The organism is Flavobacterium phragmitis (assembly GCF_900112575.1).
Taxonomy (GTDB): Bacteria; Bacteroidota; Bacteroidia; order Flavobacteriales; family Flavobacteriaceae; genus Flavobacterium; species Flavobacterium phragmitis.
The window spans coordinates 222,143-241,951 of sequence record NZ_FOMH01000010.1 but is presented as its reverse complement, the minus strand read 5'-3'; the positions used below and the strand labels follow the sequence as shown (position 1 = coordinate 241,951).

16 protein-coding genes are annotated in these 19,809 nt (G+C 33.7%); 1 reads left to right on the top strand and 15 read right to left on the bottom strand.

Annotation, left to right across the window (positions count from 1 at the left end; genetic code table 11):
- Positions 1-362 precede the first annotated feature (362 nt).
- From BM289_RS18285 to murQ, 13 genes are all read right to left on the bottom strand, one after another.
- A complete protein-coding gene (locus tag BM289_RS18285) occupies positions 363-620 on the bottom strand; it encodes a DUF6952 family protein (RefSeq protein WP_008462029.1) in 258 nt (85 codons plus the stop codon).
- Between the two features lie 23 nt (positions 621-643).
- On the bottom strand, positions 644-952 hold the full coding sequence (locus BM289_RS18280; protein WP_007805605.1) for a thioredoxin family protein: 309 nt from the start codon (positions 950-952) through the stop codon (positions 644-646).
- A gap of 223 nt (positions 953-1,175) precedes the next feature.
- On the bottom strand, positions 1,176-1,814 hold the full coding sequence (locus BM289_RS18275; protein ID WP_012024184.1) for a peroxiredoxin: 639 nt from the start codon (positions 1,812-1,814) through the stop codon (positions 1,176-1,178).
- Between the two features lie 125 nt (positions 1,815-1,939).
- Positions 1,940-3,553 (bottom strand): glycoside hydrolase family 3 protein, encoded by a 1,614-nt coding sequence (locus BM289_RS18270; protein ID WP_091496226.1) that lies wholly within the window; start codon positions 3,551-3,553, stop codon positions 1,940-1,942.
- A 2-nt stretch (positions 3,554-3,555) separates the two neighbouring features.
- Positions 3,556-4,005 carry a GNAT family N-acetyltransferase gene (locus tag BM289_RS18265; protein ID WP_091496224.1) on the bottom strand — a complete coding sequence of 150 codons (450 nt, stop codon included), beginning with the start codon at positions 4,003-4,005 and terminating at the stop codon, positions 3,556-3,558.
- Between the two features lie 149 nt (positions 4,006-4,154).
- Positions 4,155-4,496, bottom strand: coding sequence for a tetratricopeptide repeat protein (locus tag BM289_RS18260; protein WP_091496222.1), 342 nt, complete (start codon positions 4,494-4,496; stop codon positions 4,155-4,157).
- 31 nt (positions 4,497-4,527) lie between these two features.
- Entirely contained in the window at positions 4,528-5,790 is a 1,263-nt protein-coding gene (locus BM289_RS18255; protein WP_091496220.1) for an MFS transporter, read from the bottom strand.
- Complete coding sequence (locus BM289_RS18250) at positions 5,777-7,345, bottom strand: glycoside hydrolase family 10-like protein (protein WP_091496218.1); 1,569 nt, start codon at positions 7,343-7,345, stop codon at positions 5,777-5,779. Before BM289_RS18250 ends, BM289_RS18255 begins: the two co-directional genes overlap by 14 nt.
- A 93-nt stretch (positions 7,346-7,438) precedes the next feature.
- Positions 7,439-8,710: an acyltransferase family protein gene (locus BM289_RS18245; RefSeq protein WP_091496216.1), complete on the bottom strand. Its 1,272-nt coding sequence runs from the start codon at positions 8,708-8,710 to the stop codon at positions 7,439-7,441.
- A gap of 60 nt (positions 8,711-8,770) precedes the next feature.
- Positions 8,771-9,976 carry an anhydro-N-acetylmuramic acid kinase gene (locus tag BM289_RS18240; protein WP_091496214.1) on the bottom strand — a complete coding sequence of 402 codons (1,206 nt, stop codon included), beginning with the start codon at positions 9,974-9,976 and terminating at the stop codon, positions 8,771-8,773.
- 211 nt (positions 9,977-10,187) lie between these two features.
- Entirely contained in the window at positions 10,188-13,187 is a 3,000-nt protein-coding gene (locus BM289_RS18235; protein WP_091496212.1) for a serine hydrolase domain-containing protein, read from the bottom strand.
- Between the two features lie 54 nt (positions 13,188-13,241).
- Entirely contained in the window at positions 13,242-14,747 is a 1,506-nt protein-coding gene (locus BM289_RS18230; protein ID WP_091496210.1) for a sodium:solute symporter, read from the bottom strand.
- A gap of 30 nt (positions 14,748-14,777) precedes the next feature.
- Positions 14,778-15,599, bottom strand: coding sequence for an N-acetylmuramic acid 6-phosphate etherase (gene murQ / locus BM289_RS18225; RefSeq protein ID WP_091496208.1), 822 nt, complete (start codon positions 15,597-15,599; stop codon positions 14,778-14,780).
- 292 nt (positions 15,600-15,891) lie between these two features.
- Between murQ and BM289_RS18220 the strand changes: the two genes are divergently transcribed.
- On the top strand, positions 15,892-16,641 hold the full coding sequence (locus BM289_RS18220) for a DeoR/GlpR family DNA-binding transcription regulator (protein ID WP_091496206.1): 750 nt from the start codon (positions 15,892-15,894) through the stop codon (positions 16,639-16,641).
- A 70-nt stretch (positions 16,642-16,711) separates the two neighbouring features.
- Here BM289_RS18220 and BM289_RS18215 read toward each other — a convergent pair whose 3' ends face one another.
- Positions 16,712-17,902, bottom strand: coding sequence for an exo-beta-N-acetylmuramidase NamZ family protein (locus BM289_RS18215; RefSeq protein ID WP_091496204.1), 1,191 nt, complete (start codon positions 17,900-17,902; stop codon positions 16,712-16,714).
- 161 nt (positions 17,903-18,063) lie between these two features.
- Positions 18,064-19,800, bottom strand: a complete 1,737-nt coding sequence (locus BM289_RS18210; protein WP_091496202.1) for a RagB/SusD family nutrient uptake outer membrane protein — start codon at positions 19,798-19,800, stop codon at positions 18,064-18,066.
- Positions 19,801-19,809: the final 9 nt, after the last annotated feature.

The following is a 19,809-nucleotide window of genomic DNA, read 5'->3' as shown; positions in this document are numbered from 1 at the left end:
GATTAATATTTGAATCTAAAAGTATTTGTTAAGGGTTTAAGGAGAGATTAAGGATGGTTTTTGGGTAGCCTCGAATTCATGAATTTATCTAATAATTTTAGATTTATTGCTGTTGTCAGGCTGAGCGGAGTCGAAGCCCGAGTACGTAGCTACACAATGTAAATAGTTAATCTTTGTAGAATTACTTTGCGTGGGCTTCGACTCCGCTCAACCTGACAAAGATTATTTAAAAAGAAACTGAAAACTGCGACTGCCACTGAATACTAAAAACTGACCACCGTAAACTAAAAAAAAAGCGTCTCTAAAATAGAAACGCTTTCTCAGCCTTGTTTTTTGTTTTTATTCTTGGGAAGGAGGTCGACTTATTTATCGATTGAGCCTAATACACGTTTCATGAATGTGTTTAAAGCTTCTTTTTTGTCGGTTCCCTGAGCAACTAATTTCTGTACTTCAAGGGCGCCGTACATATTGGAGATCAATTCACCGATTACGTCTAACTCTTCGTCTTTAAGAGAAGGAATTTCGGTCATCGCTTCTAGAACTTCGATCGTTTCAATGATATAATCCTGATCGTTTTCTTCGATGAATTGTGTTAAATGCTTAATTACTGGTAATTTCATATTGTGGAGTTTTAAAAGATGAATTAAGCAATTGCGTTTACTAAGTCAATTAAAACTTCTTGTTTGTTGGTTTGCGTTTCACCAACTAATTGTCCGTTTACGAAAGTAGCAAATGTTGGTAAATTGCTCACATTAGCTAGTTTTCTTGATTCCGGAGAATTTTCTGCATCAACCAAAACAAAAGTGATAGCTTCATTTTCTGTTGCTAGTTTTTTGAATTTTGGTTTCATAATACGGCAATTTCCACACCATGAAGCTGAATATTGCACTACTACTTTTTCGTTTTTAGCAACTAAATCTGCTAACGTATCTTCGTTTAAGTCGATTAACATAAGTTTATTTTTTAGACACTAAGTTGCTAAGGTTCTAAGACGCTAAGTTTGCTCTCGAACCGAATAACTTTGTGTGGATTTATTTTGATTTTTTTAAAGTCATTGAGATTCTAAGATCTAAGTTTGACCTTAGAATCTCTTGACTTTTATTGTAGAATTGTATTTAAGATTCAAAAGTTAAGTTTAAAAACTTAGCAACTTAGAACCTTAGTATCTTAGCAGCTTAATTAGCGCTTAAGTATTCAGCAGTACTGATTCTGTCAGCAGACATAGCTTCTTTACCAGCTTCCCAGTTTGCAGGACAAACTTCACCTTTAGTTTGAATGTGAGTGTAAGCGTCAACCATTCTTAAGTATTCGTTTACGTTACGTCCTAATGGCATATCGTTTACGCTTTCGTGGAAGATTTTTCCAGTTTCGTCGATTAAGTAAGTAGCTCTGTAAGTTACGTTTGAACCTTCGATGATAACTGAATCAGTATCTTCACTGTAGCTTGTAGATTCGATATCAAGAATACCTAAAATGTTAGCTAAGTTACGGTTTGTATCAGCCAAAATTGGGTAAGTAACACCTTCGATTCCACCATTGTTTTTTGGAGTATTTAACCAAGCAAAGTGAACTTCGTTTGTATCACAAGAAGCACCAATTACGATAGTATTTCTTTTCTCAAATTCTGGTAATGCAGCTTGAAAGGCGTGTAATTCTGTTGGACATACAAAAGTAAAATCTTTTGGGTACCAAAATAAAAGTACTTTTTTATTGTTGTTTACTGCTTCTTCAAAAATGTTGATTTTTAAATTGTCACCCATTTCTGAGATAGCATCTACTGCAATACTTGGGAATTTTTTTCCTACTAAAGACATAATTTTCGTTTTACGTTAAATATTTATTTCTGGTGCAAAAGTAGGGTACAAGTGCAGATTTTTACAATAAGATGTGATTATTAATATTTATAAGTTGATAAATTTTGACTATTTAACGTTTTAACTTATTGAATTTCAATATTTACGGGTAAAATGCCGTTTGAACTATTTTTTGCTAAAAATTGAATTCCTGCAGTTTTTTGAAATTCTTCAAAATCTTGATATGCTTCAATTAATCCTAAAGCTTTTTTCAGGTTAGGAATTAAAGGCAATGCGTACGGATTTCCGAAAACAAAAACAATGCATTTTTTGTTTTGAAGTAAATCTGATAGTAAGTCTAAAACTTCATTGTCAATTTCAAAATTATTAAGCGGTTTTGCTTTTGGAACAAACAATGAAATCAAAATAGTTTCGAAATTTTCTAATTCTTTTTTGATGGATGAAATATCCGAAACTTCTAGATTTTCAAAAGCAAATTCTGGAGAATTTAGTTTGGTATTTATAGTTTTGAAGAATGTATTTTCTGTATTTTTATATAAGCTAAGTTTGGCTAATTTGTTGTTTTTCTGAGCTTCAAAAGCCAACTCTGAACTTGAATTATCGATAATGGTTGTAATAGCATTTTGAGCAATTTCCAGATTTAACTTTGATGTTTTTTCGAAATCTAATTCTCCCAAAGTAACAATATTTCCAGAAAGAACTCCAGCTTTTTCTTTGGCTTTCATGATTCGGTCATAGCTTTCGAAAATACGGTCTGGCGAAGCATTTTTATAGATGGCTTCAATTCCTTCTGGAACATTTTCGGCAAAACATAAAACATCGTTTCCTGCATTAAAAGCTTCCCATTCTAATTGTCCTTTGGTTTCGTACAATTTAGAAACGCTGTGCATATTCAAAGCATCAGAAATTACTAAACCATCATAACCTAATTTATCACGCAAAAGATCCTGAATGATTGCTTTTGATAAGGTTGCCGAAGTATCTTTTCCATCATTCAAACTTGGAACTGATAAATGTCCAATCATAATGGAATCGACATTGTTTTCAATTCCTTTTATGAATGGATATAATTCGTTTTCCATTAATTCTTCCAGAGTTTCCTTTAAAACAGGCAATCCCAAATGCGAATCAACATTTGTATTTCCATGTCCCGGAAAGTGTTTCAAACATCCTAAAACACCAACTTCCGACATTCCTTTTAAATATTCGATAGCAAAATTGGCTACTTTTTCTTTGTTTTCACCAAAAGAACGATAACCAATAACCGGATTATTCGGATTGTTATTAATGTCTGCCAAAGGCGATAAATTATACTGAATTCCCGCTGCTTTTAAATCTAGAGCAATTTGTTTTCCGACTTCGTAAACTAATTTTGATTTGTTTTCCGGCAAAGCGCCAAGCGTGATTGCATATGGATATTGCGGTGTTTTTTCGATACGCATGGCCAATCCCCATTCTGCATCAATGCTGATTAAAAGTGGAATGGAAGCGGCTTTTTGATAACGAACAATTAAAGCTTTTATTTTTTCGTAGCTGTCATCGTTGAAAACAACTTTTTTCTTGCTTTCGTAGTTCGTTGCAGCACTCGCCCGACTGTGGAAAAAGGTTAATCCGCCAATATTGTACTCTTTAATTAGTCGTTCGGTTTCCTGAATATTTTCTTCGGTATCGTTGATAAATACGGCTGGGAAAAAGAATTGCCCAATTCTCTGTCTTAATGCTTGTGCTGTGATTTTCATTATTATAAAGTCTTTTTCATACATACACTATTATCCATTTCTTCATAAGGCGGATAATTTGGAATGATGGTGTAATTTAATTTTTGATATAAGTTGATGGCTTCTGGCTGATTTTTGCCAGTTTCCAAAACAGTATAAGTATAACCCACTTCTTTTGCCCAGATTTCTAACTCTTTTAGAACGGCAGAAGCGATTCCTTTTTTTCGATAATCGGGATGAACAAACATTCTTTTGATTTCAGTTTTGTCGCTTTCTTTTTCGCGAAAAGCGCCACATCCAACAGGAACATCATTTTCGTAATAAACAATGGTATGTTTTATTTTATCTGTTTTATTGAACTGATTGTAAAAAGCGTGATCGTCACCATCTCTAATGGCTAGATCTTTATCTAATAAACGCACCAGATTTATAAAATCAATATCGTCTGAGTTGGTTCGTTTTATGTGAATCATGATTCTATAGCTTTTCTGTTTTTGTTTTAATTTTTGAAAAATAGAAATAGTTTTAGAGCAATTAAAGACATAGCTATGTTTGGAGAAACTAGTTTCTCTTTTTCTCCTCTTTTAAATAAAATAAATCTATGTTTCTATGTGTTTAAAAACTATTTCAATTTTGCTTTCTTTTGTTTGGCCAATTGTTTTTGGGTTTCAATGGCTTTTTCCAATCGGTTTTTGAATCTGAAAAGTTTTGGCAATCCTTCTAAACGGTCTTCAATTGTGATTTCTTCGTAAACCAAGATGGCTTTTTCTAAAACCCTAATTTCGTTGTCAAGATCGTTTTGGTTTTTGTAGATTGTTGCCAGTCGGTCGTACGGATGATTTCCTTTAAAGCTTTCTGCGACATTTTCTTCATACAACTCAATTGCTTTTTCTAGATTTCCATTTTTCTCGAACTCCGTTCCTTTCAGATTTCGTTCGGCCTGCAAATTTTCATTGATTTCCATATGTAAGAGTTTGATTTGGGATTTAAACTTCTTATGACTTTTTCCCAAAATCTTTCGGGAAAACTAAAAAACGTGATAAAATAAGACCTGGAATTGTAGCAATCAAAACCCAAATGAAGAAGTTTTGATAACCTAAAAATTTCTGAATATAACCGCTCAACATTCCTGGAAGCATCATTCCTAATGCCATAAAACCAGTTGCCAATGCATAATGTGCTGTTTTGGATTCTCCCTCGGCAACATGAATCAAATACATCATAAACGCTGTAAAACCAAAACCGTAACCAAATTGTTCTAAAATCACGACGGCATAAATGTAATAAATTGATGTTGGGTGAAAAAATGCTAATAAAATAAAACCAATAATGGGTAAATGCATGGCTAAAAACATTGGAAACATCCATTTGGTAAGACCATGTCTGGAAATAGCAATTCCTCCCAAAATGCCGCCTAAAGTTAATGCAGCAACTCCAAAAGTTCCATAAATAATTCCAACAGCTTCTGTATCTAATCCCATTCCACCAAGTTCTTTTCCATCCAATAAAAAAGGACTTAACATTTTAAGCAATTGTGATTCTCCTAATCTGAAAACCAGAACAAAAGCCAGAATTAATCCAATTTGTTTTTTCTTGAAGAAACTGATGAATATGGTTCCGAAGTTTTGATGAGCTGTTTCTTTGTTATTTTCTACAACATTGATTTCATTTTTTGGTGTAAAAATGAAATTGTAAGCAGTAATAAACGTCATTAATAAACCAACACAAATCATAGTGTATGACCAAGCTTTTGTATTGTCGCCGTATTTATGTTCCAAAAATCCGGCAAAAAGGACTACTAATCCGTTTCCGGCAAGCATGGAAAGTCTGTAGAATGTACTTCTAATCCCGATAAAAAAAGATTGTTTGTCTTCTGGCAAAACCAATAAATAAAAGCCGTCAGTAGCAATATCGTTAGATGCCGAAGCGAAAGCGGCAACCCAAAATATGGCTAAAGACATGATGAAAAATCCATTTGTTGGAATTACAAATCCGACCAGCAAAAAGGAAATAGAAATTATTAACTGCATCAATAAAAACCATTTTCTTTTGGTTCCGATCAATTCAATAAGCGGACTCCAAAGCGGTTTTACTACCCAAGGAAGATATAATAAACTGGTGTAGACTCCAATGTCTTCATTTGAAATTCCTAGATTTTTGTACATAATTACCGAAACGGAAATAATTATGGCATAAGGCAATCCAGATGCAAAGTTTAGAAGCGGAATCCAGAACCAAGGTTTATTATCTATTTTCATTTGGTTGAGCAGGTGTATAGTTTTTAAATGGTTTTTTTAGATCTATGGCAGTTGGCGTACTTTCGTTGGCATAATAATCAATAAAAGTTACAGCGCAGGCTTTATATAGGTTTAGTTTTCCTCCAGCAATTGAAAAAGTAATTTTTCCATCAACTTCTTTTACGGTTACTTTTTCTACAATTTTAGTGGCATCATTAATATCGATTTTCGAAGTATGTTCACCTCCATAAACTACCATATAACGTACTTTGGTATTTAGCGGACTTTTGAAAGTGAAGTTATAACGAATGCTATCCTTGTTGTATTCAATTACTCTCGGCGTATCAATTATAACATGTCTTAAATTTGGAACAGCTGCAGGAAGAGCAGGGTATTTGTATTGGTTTTCTTCTAAATGACGAACTACATCAAAGTTTTTCCCCATGAACCATTTTGAGCTGAAATAAGCACTTCCGGAAACATTTTTAAAGGTTCTTAGAAAATCAATCTGCGTTGGTATTTCAGTCATAAAATTCCAGCTTTTATCTGAGTCGCCTCTAATTTTATAAGAAGCATGACCAATATAAATGGCTGTATTATTTGCATTCTCAGACCACCATTTTACCAATTTGGAATAAGAAGCTCTTGTGTTATTCATACTCCAATACAATTGAGGCAGAATATAATCAATCCATTTTTGATCCATCCAAAGCATTGGATCAGCATATAAATCGTCGTAATTTGAAGTTGACTGTGTTTCAGAACCTCGTGGATCTTGAGATTTATTTCGCCAAACTCCAAACGGACTAATTCCGAACTGCACCCAAGGTTTACTGGCTTTTATGGTTGTTGAAATGGTGTGTACAAAGTTGCTCACATTCGCACGACGCCAATCGGAACGGCTTAAACCTGCACCATATTTTTGGTAGGAAGCGTTGTCGTTAAATACTTTTCCAGGAACAGCATACGGATAAAAATAATCATCAAAATGAATGGCATCAATGTCATATTTGTCCACAACTTCTTTGACTACTTTCGTTAAATGTGCCTGAACTTCTGGTAAAGCAGGATCATAATAATATTTTCCGCCGTATTCGATCATCCATTCCGGATGTTTAAAAAGATCGTGTCCAGGGCTTAAAAGATTTTTATTTAAATCAAAAGTCGCACGATATGGATTCAGCCAAGCATGAAATTCAAATCCGCGATTATGTGCCTGTTCAATCATCCATGCTAATGCATCATAATATGGATTTGGAGCCAAACCTTCTTTTCCAGTTAAAAAACGAGACCAAGGCGCAAATTCAGAAGGATAAATGGCATCGCCCACACTTCGAACCTGAACGATTACGGCATTGTAATTTAATTTTTTATATGCTTCTAAAATCTCAAGATAATCCGCTTTTTCTTTTTCTACATTATCTAGACTTGTTTTGGGCCAGTCTATATTAACGACGGTGGCAATCCAAACACCTCTGAATTCGTTTTTAGGATGCATTGTATTTTCCTGTGCGGCAATCGTCGAAACGAAAAATAGAAGTAGAAAAGAGAATATTAGATACTGATTTTTATGCATTTCAATGTTTTTTAACAAAAACCAAAAATAGTTTTTTTAGATGATTAAAGGAAATTTAAATTTCGCAATAATAATACCATTCTTTTTGAAATACTAAACTTTGAATATTAGTTTTCTTTTATACAAAATCCATAAGATAATTGACCAGAAAAGGGCATAAGCCAGTGCATAAGCCAATGATGCGTTTAATGGATTTTCAAAATGAGGAACAATTCCGTATTGGTATAGGTAAGCTTGAAAACCAATTTCTTCACCTCCAATTTCTGGATTCTGCATTTTGATAGAACTCATTACCCTCGGAATTATTCCAGAAAAATAGAAGACAATCATAGGGTTTACACCCCAGATTAAAAACAATTTGGCCCATTTTTTATAATTCGCAACATCAATAACGTAGTACAGAAACGTCAAACATAAAGTAGCAATGCCGCCTGTATATAAAACATAAGAACTGGTCCAAAGTGATTTGTTGATTGGGAAAATAATATTCCAAAGTAATCCTAAGATTAATAGCACGATTCCAGCGATTGCCAGTTTTTTTACAATTTCGATTTTGGAAACAGATAAATTTAAAATTTGCCCGATAAACATTCCGGTAATTCCGGTTGCTATAGCTGGTAAAGTACTTAAAATTCCTTCTGGATCCCAGGTTTTAGAAACGCTCCAAAGGTGTCCATTTAAAAGTAAATTATCTAACCATGCCGCCAGATTAGTACCTTTTTCAAAATTAGCTTCCCCAATTCCCGGAACAGGAACAAAAGCCATCAACAAATAATATCCAACCAGAATTGAAAATGCAGTTATGATTTGTGTTTTTAAATTTGTTTTTAAATACAAAAGAGATGTAAAAAAATAAACGATTCCAATTCGCTGTAAAACTCCTGGAATTCTAGTGTCTTCAAAATGTTCTAAACCACTGTAGGCTAAAAATAGTAATACTGCTAAGATTCCGAAAACAAGATAGGTTTTGACTTTCAAACTAAAATTTCCCAAAAGTGCATAAGCGATTCCGAAGAAAATAAAGAGTCTTATTACTAAAAGCGGAAATCCTTCCAGACCAAATAAATGTATTCTCCCGAAAAAAGCTAAGGAAAATCCTAAACAGAAAATGCGCAGTGATCGAACTAGAATTTTATTAAAAACCGCACCATCAAGATGTTTAACCGGCATGGCAAAAGGGATTGCTACTCCCATGATAAAAACGAAAAAAGGGAAAACTAAATCGGTTGGGGTACAGCCGTGCCATTCGGCATGTTCTAACGGCGGATAGATAGAAGACCAGCTTCCGGGATTGTTAACTATCGTCATTAGAAAAATAGTAAATCCTCTAAATACATCCAGTGAGGTTAAACGTTCTTTTGTCATGGTTTTGGTTATTAATAGTTTATTGTTTGTGGTTTATTGTTTGTGGTTGGTAGTTGTAAATTAATCAGGAAAAGAAATTTTTCCCATAGTTACAGATGGGATTTTCACAGAATTAAATTTGAAATCTCCTCCGGCAACAGTTTCATTAGCTAAAACAGCAAAAAGAATCGCTTCTTTGGCATCGCTGTTAATTCCTAAATCATTGCTTTTGAAGAAAGAACAAGGCAGTAATTCTTTTAACCATTTTACAATTAATGGATTATTAGCTCCTCCGCCGGAAAGATAAATTTTAAAATCTTCAATTTTGTAAGAAGAATTTTCAACAGCAAATAGAATCGCCTCGGCAATAGTTTCAGCTGTAAAACGTGTTAAAGTTGCCAATAAATCGGGAGCTGTAATATTCGTAAGATTGCTTTTGGAAAGTGCTAATTCTACATATTCTGCATTAAATAATTCTTGTCCGATAGTTTTTGGAAAACCTTTTTTGAAAAAAGCATTATCTTTCAAATTAACCAATAAATCTTGATTTACAGTTCCTTGTTTCGCTATTTCAGCATCTTTATCGTAGCTTTTATCAAAGAAATAATTTTTTACAAAAAGATCAATTAAAGTATTTCCTGTTCCAGTATCGGTTACAAAAGTATCTTCATTTTTTATGTCTGAAGGCAGATAAGTAAAATTGGCAATGCCTCCAATGTTGAGCATAATTCTGTTTTCGCCTTCTTTTCCGAATAAAAAATAATCACCATAAACGGCTAACGGAGCACCTTCGCCTCCCGCAGCAACATGTTTTTGCCTAAAATCTGATAAAGTGATGATTCCTGTTTTTACCGCAATATGGTCGCCGTCTCCAATCTGCAAAGTAGCATTTGGAAATTTTTCCTGCTGATGTAAAAACTTCGGCGCATGCAAAACGGTCTGTCCGTGAGAAGCAATTAGATCAATTTCTGAAGAAGGAATATTCCATTTTTCTAAAGTTTCATTTACCATTTCCGCATGAAGTAAGCCAATCCATTCGTTCAGTAAAACCAAATGCTGAAAATCGATATTTTTCTGCGCAAAGACTTTACGAATTTCTGTTTTGATTTCTTCTGAATAACTAATCGTTTCAAACTGGGCCAGCTTTACATTGGTGTTTACGCCAGATCCTGAAATTTCGCATAAAGCAATATCTAATCCGTCGAGAGAAGTCCCCGACATCAGTCCAATAATACGTTTCGTTTCTTTTTGGGCAATTTGATAAAGTGCTTCAATATTTTTGTTCATGAATGTTTGTTTAAAATGCAGCTAAAGTTAATTAGTTGGGAGCGATTAATTTTATTAAACACATAGAAACATAGGTTTTTATATAAATAAAAGTAAATAAAAAGAAACTAGTTTCTAACACATAGAACTATGTGCTTTATTCTGAGTGAAACGACTTTTTATAAGCTAATAAAATCTATGTTTCTATGTGTTTAAAAAACAATCTACAAAGTTATTTCATTATAGATTCATAAATTATCTTCTGAATATCTTCACGAATCTTTTCTTTCGCTAATTTATTGCCTTCTTCGCCAACTTCCGGATACGTTCTGTTGGATAAAAACACGTAAACGGTTTCGTTTTCAGGATCGACCCAAGCCATATTTCCTGTAAAACCAGTATGACCAAAACTTGATTTCGAAGCACATTGACAAGTCGGGCCGTCTTTTCCTAATCTTTTATCGAAACCTAAACCTCTTTCAACGCCCTGATCGCAATAAAAACAAGTGTTAAAAGTGTCAAAAGTAGCTTCAGAAAAATAACGTTCACCTCCATAACTTCCTTTTTGAAGAAACAACTGCATCATTTTGGCGACATCCATCGCATTGGAGAAAATTCCAGCATGACCTGCAACACCACCTTCCATCGCGGCTGCCATATCGTGTACATAACCTTGTATCAACTGATGTCTGAAATAGTTATCAATTTCTGTTGGAGCAATTGCATTTTTGTCAAATTTCAATAGCGGATTGTAAGTGGTGTAATTCATTCCCAATGAATTGAAGAAGTTTTCCTGACTTAAATCTTCCAGTTTTTTGTGTGTGGCCCTTTCCAAATATTCTTTTAGAATGATAAAAGTGAAATCACTGTATTTGTATTCTTTTTTTAATGAAATAGGAGAGTCGGCAATAAATTTCATAATCGTGTCATGATAATCATTTCTAATAAAAAGGTTGTCTGCTACTTTAGTTGTGAAATTTTTCTCTGGTATTTTTCTATAATAGTGATCTGATGGAAAACCTTTGGCATCTAAGGTTGATTTGTAAAACGGACTCCAGGCAATTAATCCGGCATAATGGTTTAATAAGTCTTTAAACGAAATATCTTTTTTGTTTGATTTAGCAAACATTGGAAGCATGGTTCCTAATTTCGTATCTAATTCTACCTTGTTTTTATCGTATAACTGCATCACGTTTGGAAGCGTAGAAATCATTTTGGAAATCGAAGCAACGTCGTATAAGTCGGTATTCGAAACTTTTATCTTGTTATCGTAAGTTTGATATCCGTATGATTTCTGAAAAACAACACTGCCTTTTCGTGCAACTAAAACCTGCATTCCGGGAGCCATTTTTCCGTCAATTGCTTTTTTGGCAATCGCGTCTATTTTGTCAAGAATTGCCGAATTCATTCCAACATTTTCAGGTGTTTCAAAACCTAGACGATCGATTTTTTCAGTATCGATTCCGTCATTTACTTTAAAATTATCGTTGATTGAAACGGGTAATTTTCCTTTGGCACTTTTTGCTCCAAATAAAATCTCAGCAGAAACAATCTGTGAAATCGTTGAATTTTGGTACGAAACCATCAATCCTTCAATGGCATCAAAATTTTTGATGGAAAGAAGCGAATAAGGTTTTGCAAAAACATCTAAAATCACTTTGTTGTTTTCGGCAATTTTATTCAGGAAAAACAATTCATTTGAAGAGAAATCGTGCTTTTCCCAAGCTTTATTTACTTTATGATAACTTACAATAACTAGATCGTATTTCTTTAGTTGTTTGTTTAAAGAATCAATGTTGCTATTTGAAACTTCTGTTATTTCAGTATATTTTTTTAAGGTCGAAACAAAAGCGCTGTTTACATCTTCTCCCAGTTTTACGTAAGCAATTTTCTGATTGAGATTTTTAATTGGAAGAATGTCTTTTCTGTTTTTTAAGACTGTAGCCGCATTTTCAAACAAATTGTACTGAAGTGCATCTTTATCAGGGCTTGTTAAGTCTTTTTGTAGATTTTTTAAATCAACAGGTTTGTATTTGTTTAAACCTGCTTTGAATTTATAATGCAGTATTTTTTTAACCGAATGCGCTAAACGTTCTTCGGTAATCTGACCATTTGCATAAAATGTTTTTAATTTTTCTAAAGCTGCTGGAACATCATCCGGGCAAAGAAAAATATCATTTCCTGCTTGTAAAACTGCCAATTCCAAATCGCCGACAGGTTTAAAGTTACTGGCGCCTTTCATGCCTAAACCATCTGTAAAAATAAGTCCGTTGAAACCTAATTGTTTCTGCAGTAATTCAGTTACTACATTATAAGAAGCAGAAGACGGAACATTTTCTTTTGGTTCTAAACTCGGAATGTTAAGATGCGCTACCATTACAGAAGCCAGACCTTCGTCAAAGAGTTTTTTGTATGGATATAATTCGACTTCATCCATATGTTCTTTAGTGTAAGCAACAGTTGGAAGTGCTTTATGCGAATCAACAGCGGTATCTCCATGCCCTGGAAAATGTTTTCCTGTACATAAAACTCCTTGGCTCTGAATACCTTTCATTATAGCAGAAGCGCGTTCAGCAACATTGGTTTTGCTTTCGCCAAAAGAACGATTGCCAATAATCGGATTCAGCGGATTGGTATTGATATCTAAAACAGGAGCGAAGTTGAAATGAATGCCCATTCTTTTGCATTCGCTTCCCATTTGTCTTCCGACTTTTTCGATAAGTTCTAAATCTTGGATTGCACCTAAAGTCATGTTCCAGGGATAAGCATAAGTCGAGTCTAAACGCATGCTTAATCCCCATTCGGCATCAAGTCCAATAAACAGTGGTACTTTGGCTTTGGACTGATAGATGTTGGTTAATTTCGCTTGACGAACTGGTCCGCCCTGAAAAAAAATAACACCGCCAATGTTATATTTTGAAACCAGTTCTTTTACTTTGTTAACATGAACAGAATCTCTGTTAGAATAGGCGTTAGCAAAAAATAATTGCCCCAGTTTTTCGTCTAGCGTCATTTGGCTGTAAATACTGTCTGCCCAACGATTTTCAGCATCACAATCGGCAACAAAAGGTTTTTTTTCTGATTTGCTTTTGGGTATGTAAACTTCTTTATTTTCTGTCGAAATAGGTTCGTTTGTTTCAACAGCAGTTTTACTTTTTTTAGAAACACCACAATTGATGATTAAAAAAAGAACGGCTGTCAACAAAACTATTTTTATAATAGTATTTTTCATGAAATCATTTTTTGAGCTATTCAGATAAAATTCCGGATGGCTTTATTTTGGCTTTTAGAAAGAGATTTTTTCTTCAGTGCGTTTGCTGGTTAAATATATTCCGATGTAAGTAAATAATCCGTTGATTATAATCAATTCGTTATCAAAAGTGTAACCGAATAATTGTGCTGAATTTTCGCTTAAGAAATAGGTAAATATTGGCGAAATAATACAGATAATCGGAATTAGTTTATCGTTTACTAATCTTGATTTTTGCAATAATCCAAAAGCATATAAACCTAATAACGGCCCGTAAGTGTAAGATGCGGCTCTAAAAATTAAGGCTACAACTGAAGCATCATTGAATGAATTCAAAACAATAATTACAAGAAAAAGTAAGATTGAAAATGCAAAATGCACCCAATGTCTAATATTCACATTTTTTGAATTGTCCAGATTTTCTGCTTTGTCCATTCCAAGGAAATCGACACAAAATGAAGTTGTCAAAGCTGTTAAAGCCGAATCAGTTGTAGCAAAAGTGGCAGCAATAATTCCTAAAAGGAAAACGAAAGCCGGAACGATTGACAAATGATTTAAAGCAATTTCAGGGAAAAGTAAATCGGTTCTTGGTTTCCCTGTTGCTAAATCCAGCGGAATTTGAACATTATTTTTTGCTGCATAGATGTACAATAAAGCACCCAAACTCAAGAAAATAATATTGATTAAAACAAAAATTCCCGTAAACGTGAACATGTTTTTTTGTGCTTCGCCAATGTTTTTGCAGCTTAAATTTTTCTGCATTAAATCTTGATCCAGCCCAACCATTGCTATAGTAACAAACATTCCTCCTAAAATTTGCTTTACAAAGTGGTACTTGCTCGTAAAGAAATCATCAAAGAAAAATATTTTAGAATAATTACTTTTCTGAATGGTTGAAACCGACTCAAGAACAGTCAAATTTAGACTGTCACAAACAAAATAAATGGTTATAAACACTGAACTAACTAAAAAAAACGTCTGTAGGGTATCAGTAATAATAATGGTTTTTAAGCCACTTCTGAAGGTGTACAAAAAGATAAGCGCCAAAGCCAAAAGTACCGTTACCGGAAATGGTATATGAAAATCATTGAAAACATATCGCTGTAAAACAATGACAACCAAATACAATCTAAAAGCTGAACTAATGGTCCTGCTTACTAAAAATATTGAAGCTGCAGTTTTGTAACTCCTAATTCCCATTCTGTGTTCGATATAGCTGTAAATCGAAGTCAGATTCATTCTGTAATAGAGTGGAAGCAGGACTTTTGCGATTATAATAAATCCGATTGCATTTCCTAGAACAAACTGGAAGTATTTGAATTGTTCTCCGTTTGGTGAACCTACTTCTCCAGGAACAGAAATAAAAGTTACGCCAGAGAGCGCCGTTCCAATCATACCAAAGGCAACAAGATACCATTTGGAATTTTTATTTGCTTTAAAAAAAGAATCGTTGTCTTGCCCTTTTTTACTGATTACGTTTGAGACAAACAGTAAAAGACCAAAATAAACAAAGATGAAAATGAGAATTGTAGTAGAAGACATTTTGGTTTTGGTTTTGGTTTAGTTTTTAGGTTATTTTTTGCTGCTATGATCTAGCAAAACAGCACGTACACTCTTATGTTGATGCAGTAATTCTTCGGCCAATTCGTACTCAATTCCCAATTCTTCCATAATCATTTTGATGCCTCGTTTTACCAGTTTTTCGTTAGACAACTGCATGTCGACCATTTTGTTGCCTTTAACTTTTCCAAGTTTGATCATTACCGAAGTCGAAATCATGTTCAGCGTCAGCTTTTGAGCTGTTCCTGCTTTCATTCTTGTGCTTCCTGTTAAAAATTCTGGACCTACAATTACCTCAATCGGATAATCAGCTTCTTGAGCTATTAGTCCGTTGCTGATACAAGAAATACTTCCTGTTTTTATATTGTGTTCTTTAGCTTTTTTTAAAGCACCTAAAACATAAGGCGTATTTCCAGAAGCAGCAATTCCAATAATAAAATCCAGACTTGAAATTTCAAATTTAGCTAAATCTTTCCATGCTTGTTCCGTATCATCTTCCGCATTTTCAACCGCCTTACGAATTGCAGTGTCTCCTCCTGCAATAATTCCGATAATCATATCATGAGGAACGCCAAATGTTGGCGGACATTCAGAAGCATCTAAAATTCCGATACGTCCAGAAGTTCCAGCTCCAATATAAAATAATCGACCACCCAATTGCATTTTTTTTACGATTGCTTTAACTAGTTTTTCGATTTTAGGAATCTGTTTTTCGATAATCTGAGGAACTTTTTGATCTTCTGTATTAATGTTTGTCAATAGTTCTTTTACGCTCATTTGATCTAAATCTTTGTATAAAGATTCTTGTTCTGTTTCAGGCTGCTTGTTTTTCATAGATAAGCGAATTGTTATTTAATGGATAAACTGAAATATTTGGTTTCCAATTCCTCTTTTTTTTGAGAAATTAAATTTTTTTGGTTGGTTTGCGAAGCGAAATATAGAACATTTTTTTGATACATTGCAAATTTATGCGTAAGTTTTTAAAAATTGATAAAATAACGCAAAATAACGCATGTTATATCGTTCTTTTTCTTGTTTTTATTTAGCCTAAAATCGTGTTAAATAACGTATTTAAAAAGTGCAGAATAACGCATTAATTTTTATATTTGACAAAAATCTATACTAAATGCTGAAAAGGGAGAGACATCAATACATTATGAATAAATTTCAAGAAGTTGAAAAAATCAACACTATTGATCTTGCTCAAGAACTTAAAATTTCTGAAGATACTATTCGAAGAGATTTTAATGAGTTAAATAATAAAGGCTTGATAAACAAGGTGTACGGCGCGGCTTTTTTGGTTAAAGATAAACCAAATAATGTTTTTGACATTAAGATTATTAATGAAGACAGGAAAATTATTGTTGGTCAAAAAGCACTTTCTTTTTTAAGTGAAGGCCAGGTGATTATTATGAGCGGAGGGACAACAAATTTGTCTTTTTGTAAATTAATCCCAATTGATTTTTCGGCCACAATATATACGTACAGTTTGCCAATTGCCATGCAATTATCGCAGCACCCCAATATTGAGCTGATTTTTATTGGCGGAAAACTGCAAAAAAAAGCAATGGTAACCATTGGTATAGATGTAATTCAGGTTTTGTCCAAAATTAAAGCTGATATTTGCTTCTTGGGAGTGAGTAGCCTCGACCTAAATCAAGGTTTGACAGAGATGGGATATGAAGTTTCTGTAGTAAAAAAAGAAATGATAAAAGCTTCAGGAAAAGTAGTTGCATTGACAACTTCTGATAAAATCAACGGAAAGATGATGCATAAAGTTTGTGGATTGGAGCAATTGCATGCAGTAATTACAGACTTAAATCCTAATAGCCCTAAAATCAAAAGTTTTGTAGACGCAGGGTTAAATGTTTTCTAACATAAATAAAAATCGACATGCACTATTTTTAAAAGGTTCATGTCGATTTTTTTATTTCACTTCAGAATGTTTATTTATAAAGTAAATAGGGAGCTCTGGTTTTCTTGAATTGCTCCAAACCACTTTTCCAGCTTGCGCGAATATCATTTTCAGAAACTCCTTTTTCAATCTGTTCCTGTAATTTTTTTGTTCCTGCTAATTTCGTAAAAAAGGGTGTAAAGAATTTCGATTTATCAGTTGTATTTGTATAAGCACTAATCAGCCATTTAAGTTCTAATCGGGTTAGTTTTTTCTCTTTTGATAAATCTTCTCCATAACAGGTTTCTCCATTAAATGGAGGGTTTTTTGAACCAAAATTTGGTTTTGGAGTAAAACTAAAACCTTTTTTCGGTAAAAATGGAGAACCATAAATCTGAAACTGCTGTTCAGTTCCACGGCCTAAACTTACATTGGTCCCTTCAAAAAAACATAAACTGGCGTAAAGGTTTATCGATTGATCGTTAGGTAAATTTGGAGATGGTTTTGCTAAAACACTATAACTCATTTCGCGTTTATAATTTGAACAGGGGATTACGGTAAGTTTGCAATTTACTCCGTTTGTCAGCCATTTTTCACCATTAATCATCTGGCCATATTCTCCAATAGTCATTCCATGTAAAACAGGAATTGGATGCATTCCAACAAAACTTTTAAATTCTTTTTCCAAAATTGGTCCGTCAACAATGTTTCCGTTTGGATTGGGTCTGTCTAGAATAATAAGAGGAATGTTATTTTCGGCGCAAGCCTCCATTACATAATGTAAAGAAGAAATATAAGTGTAAAATCGAGCTCCAACATCTTGGATGTCAAAAATGACAACATCTATCTTTTTCAGCTGTTCTGCTTTAGGTTTTTTGTTATCGCCGTAAAGAGAAATAATAGGTAATCCTGTTTTTTCATCTTTACCATCAACAACATGTTCGCCGGCATCAGCAACACCTCTGAAACCATGTTCTGGAGCAAAAATAGTCTGAATGGCTACTTTTTTTTCTAACAAAAAATCGACCAAATGCACTTTGTTAGATAATAGTCCAGTTTGATTGGTAACGATTCCAACTTTTTTATTTTTTAATAATGGTAAATATTTTTCAAAATTATCAGCGCCGGTTTTTATTTCAGCTATGTAAATACTATTGTTTTCAATTGACCTTGGTACAGTTGAAAAGCATAATATTGGAAATAATAAAAATAGGAGAGTGATTTTTTTTAGAATTCGTAACATGATAAAAAAGTTTAGTTGGTTAATAATCGGAAGCTAAACGTTAAAACGAAATTAGAAAAATAGAAATCTTTAATGAAGTCTTATGTATAAAAATTACCTCCGAATACCGAAGTATCCAGAGGTAATAAACTAAATAAACACTATATTATTTTCTTAAGAGATTACCAGCCTGGGTTTTGTTTTAATTCTACACCTTCTGCAGCGTATAAATTAATGTCGTTTGTAGGGATTGCACTTAAGTAATTTTTTGGAGATACAAATGATCTAGACACGCCAGCAGCATAAGGAATTACATATCCATCTGAATTTACTTTTGTCTTGGAGTTAGTTCCTATCAAAGCAGGTATTCTAGCTCCTAAAACAACATCAGGATTGGAATTAGTATCCAAGTAATCTCCTTTTTTCCAGCGCATAAGATCTTCTTTTCTCATAGTAGTCCAAGCCATAAACTCAATTCTGCGCTCACGGCGGATCTCCCATATAATTGGATTAACAATTCCTGACATTTGTTCTAATGCGGTTGTTCTTTGCGGATCGTTTATTTGTACTCCACCAGCAGAAGCGTTTGTACCATCTGTAGTCAAAACAGCAATTCCTGCGCGTGTACGAACTTTGTTAAGCGATAAATCAAGATCAACATTAGTAATTGTTCCTAATTCTGCACATGCTTCAGCATAATTCAAATAAACCTCGCTTAGTGTAAAAACAGGAGCGTCAATTTGATTTTGTCCAATTGTTGAAACGTCTGTACCTGTAGTGGCAGGGTTGTTATACAGTTGAAATACATAACCTGTGATAGAGGTTAAACCATTATATGGTTTGTCAGAGTAAGCATAATCTGCTGTGCTGAAAGCTTTAGCGAACCTTGGATCTCTGTTGGCAAAAGTATTAGCAATAGTATTGTCTCCTAAATATTGAGTATTACCGGCTTGTTTTATTGGTAATCCATTTGTAGTTACATAACTTTCTGCTGCAAATTTTGTCAATCCGTTTTGAACGGTTGAGGTATTAGTATAGGCTTGTACTGAATTTCCTAAAACACCTTTAATATATCTTTTGGTTAAAATTACCTCAGTATTATTCATTAACTCAACAGAGTTGTAAAGTGCTTTCCAATCTGCATTTAGTTTGAAAGAATTATTGTTCATTACCGCTAAAGAAGCTTCTTTTGCTTTTTGAAGATAAGTATTCCCATTTTGTCCTAAATTGTATTTTCTATAAGTACCTTCACTCAAGCATACTCGGCTTAACAATGCATAAGCTGTGTATTTGTTTACAGTTACATTGCTGTCATCAATGTTTAATAACATTGGAATTGCTTCTTCCAAATCCTTGATAACATTGTCTATTACTTCAGCTCTAGATAAAGCCGGTTTATATACATTAGGATCGCTTTGCGCTAAATACTTATCTGTATAAGGCACATTACCAAATTGTTGTGCTAAACGAAAATAAGTATGAGCTCTAAAAAACTTAGCAACACCTATATAATGATTTTTTTTCGTTTGATCCATTGGCACATTTGGTACTCTTTCTAACATAAGATTACAGCGGCGAACCAAAGTGTAATATTCGTTCCAATTTGCGTTGGTAGCATTTGGAGCTGTTAGAAAGTTAGTGAAAACGTTCATAGCCAAATTGTCATCTATTAATCCTGTAGATGAAGCGTGAAAGTAAAAATCGGCCGTAGTACCAGCATTATTTCCATACCCGTTAAAGGTGTTATAATTTAACCAGGAGAACGTTTTTACGTTATTTTCTGAAGTCCAAAAATTGTCGTCTGTAAATACATCTTCAGGAGGTGTATCCAAAAAATCTGAACAGCTAGCAGTTAAACTTGCAATAGCAAGCAAGGCAACTGATAGTTTTATCTTAGAGTTTATGATTAATTTTCTCATTTTAGTTAA

What these genes read in the sequence shown, in the direction of transcription:
- BM289_RS18220 (WP_091496206.1), top strand. Translation starts at nt 15,892, where the DNA reads ATGCTGAAAAGGGAGAGACATCAATACATTATGAATAAATTTCAAGAA.
- BM289_RS18260 (WP_091496222.1), bottom strand. Translation starts at nt 4,496, where the DNA reads ATGGAAATCAATGAAAATTTGCAGGCCGAACGAAATCTGAAAGGAACG.
- BM289_RS18250 (WP_091496218.1), bottom strand. Translation starts at nt 7,345, where the DNA reads ATGCATAAAAATCAGTATCTAATATTCTCTTTTCTACTTCTATTTTTC.
- BM289_RS18245 (WP_091496216.1), bottom strand. Translation starts at nt 8,710, where the DNA reads ATGACAAAAGAACGTTTAACCTCACTGGATGTATTTAGAGGATTTACT.
- BM289_RS18285 (WP_008462029.1), bottom strand. Translation starts at nt 620, where the DNA reads ATGAAATTACCAGTAATTAAGCATTTAACACAATTCATCGAAGAAAAC.
- BM289_RS18255 (WP_091496220.1), bottom strand. Translation starts at nt 5,790, where the DNA reads ATGAAAATAGATAATAAACCTTGGTTCTGGATTCCGCTTCTAAACTTT.
- BM289_RS18215 (WP_091496204.1), bottom strand. Translation starts at nt 17,902, where the DNA reads ATGTTACGAATTCTAAAAAAAATCACTCTCCTATTTTTATTATTTCCA.
- BM289_RS18280 (WP_007805605.1), bottom strand. Translation starts at nt 952, where the DNA reads ATGTTAATCGACTTAAACGAAGATACGTTAGCAGATTTAGTTGCTAAA.
- BM289_RS18275 (WP_012024184.1), bottom strand. Translation starts at nt 1,814, where the DNA reads ATGTCTTTAGTAGGAAAAAAATTCCCAAGTATTGCAGTAGATGCTATC.
- BM289_RS18265 (WP_091496224.1), bottom strand. Translation starts at nt 4,005, where the DNA reads ATGATTCACATAAAACGAACCAACTCAGACGATATTGATTTTATAAAT.
- murQ (WP_091496208.1), bottom strand. Translation starts at nt 15,599, where the DNA reads ATGAAAAACAAGCAGCCTGAAACAGAACAAGAATCTTTATACAAAGAT.
- BM289_RS18235 (WP_091496212.1), bottom strand. Translation starts at nt 13,187, where the DNA reads ATGAAAAATACTATTATAAAAATAGTTTTGTTGACAGCCGTTCTTTTT.
- BM289_RS18230 (WP_091496210.1), bottom strand. Translation starts at nt 14,747, where the DNA reads ATGTCTTCTACTACAATTCTCATTTTCATCTTTGTTTATTTTGGTCTT.
- BM289_RS18270 (WP_091496226.1), bottom strand. Translation starts at nt 3,553, where the DNA reads ATGAAAATCACAGCACAAGCATTAAGACAGAGAATTGGGCAATTCTTT.
- BM289_RS18240 (WP_091496214.1), bottom strand. Translation starts at nt 9,976, where the DNA reads ATGAACAAAAATATTGAAGCACTTTATCAAATTGCCCAAAAAGAAACG.
- BM289_RS18210 (WP_091496202.1), bottom strand. Translation starts at nt 19,800, where the DNA reads ATGAGAAAATTAATCATAAACTCTAAGATAAAACTATCAGTTGCCTTG.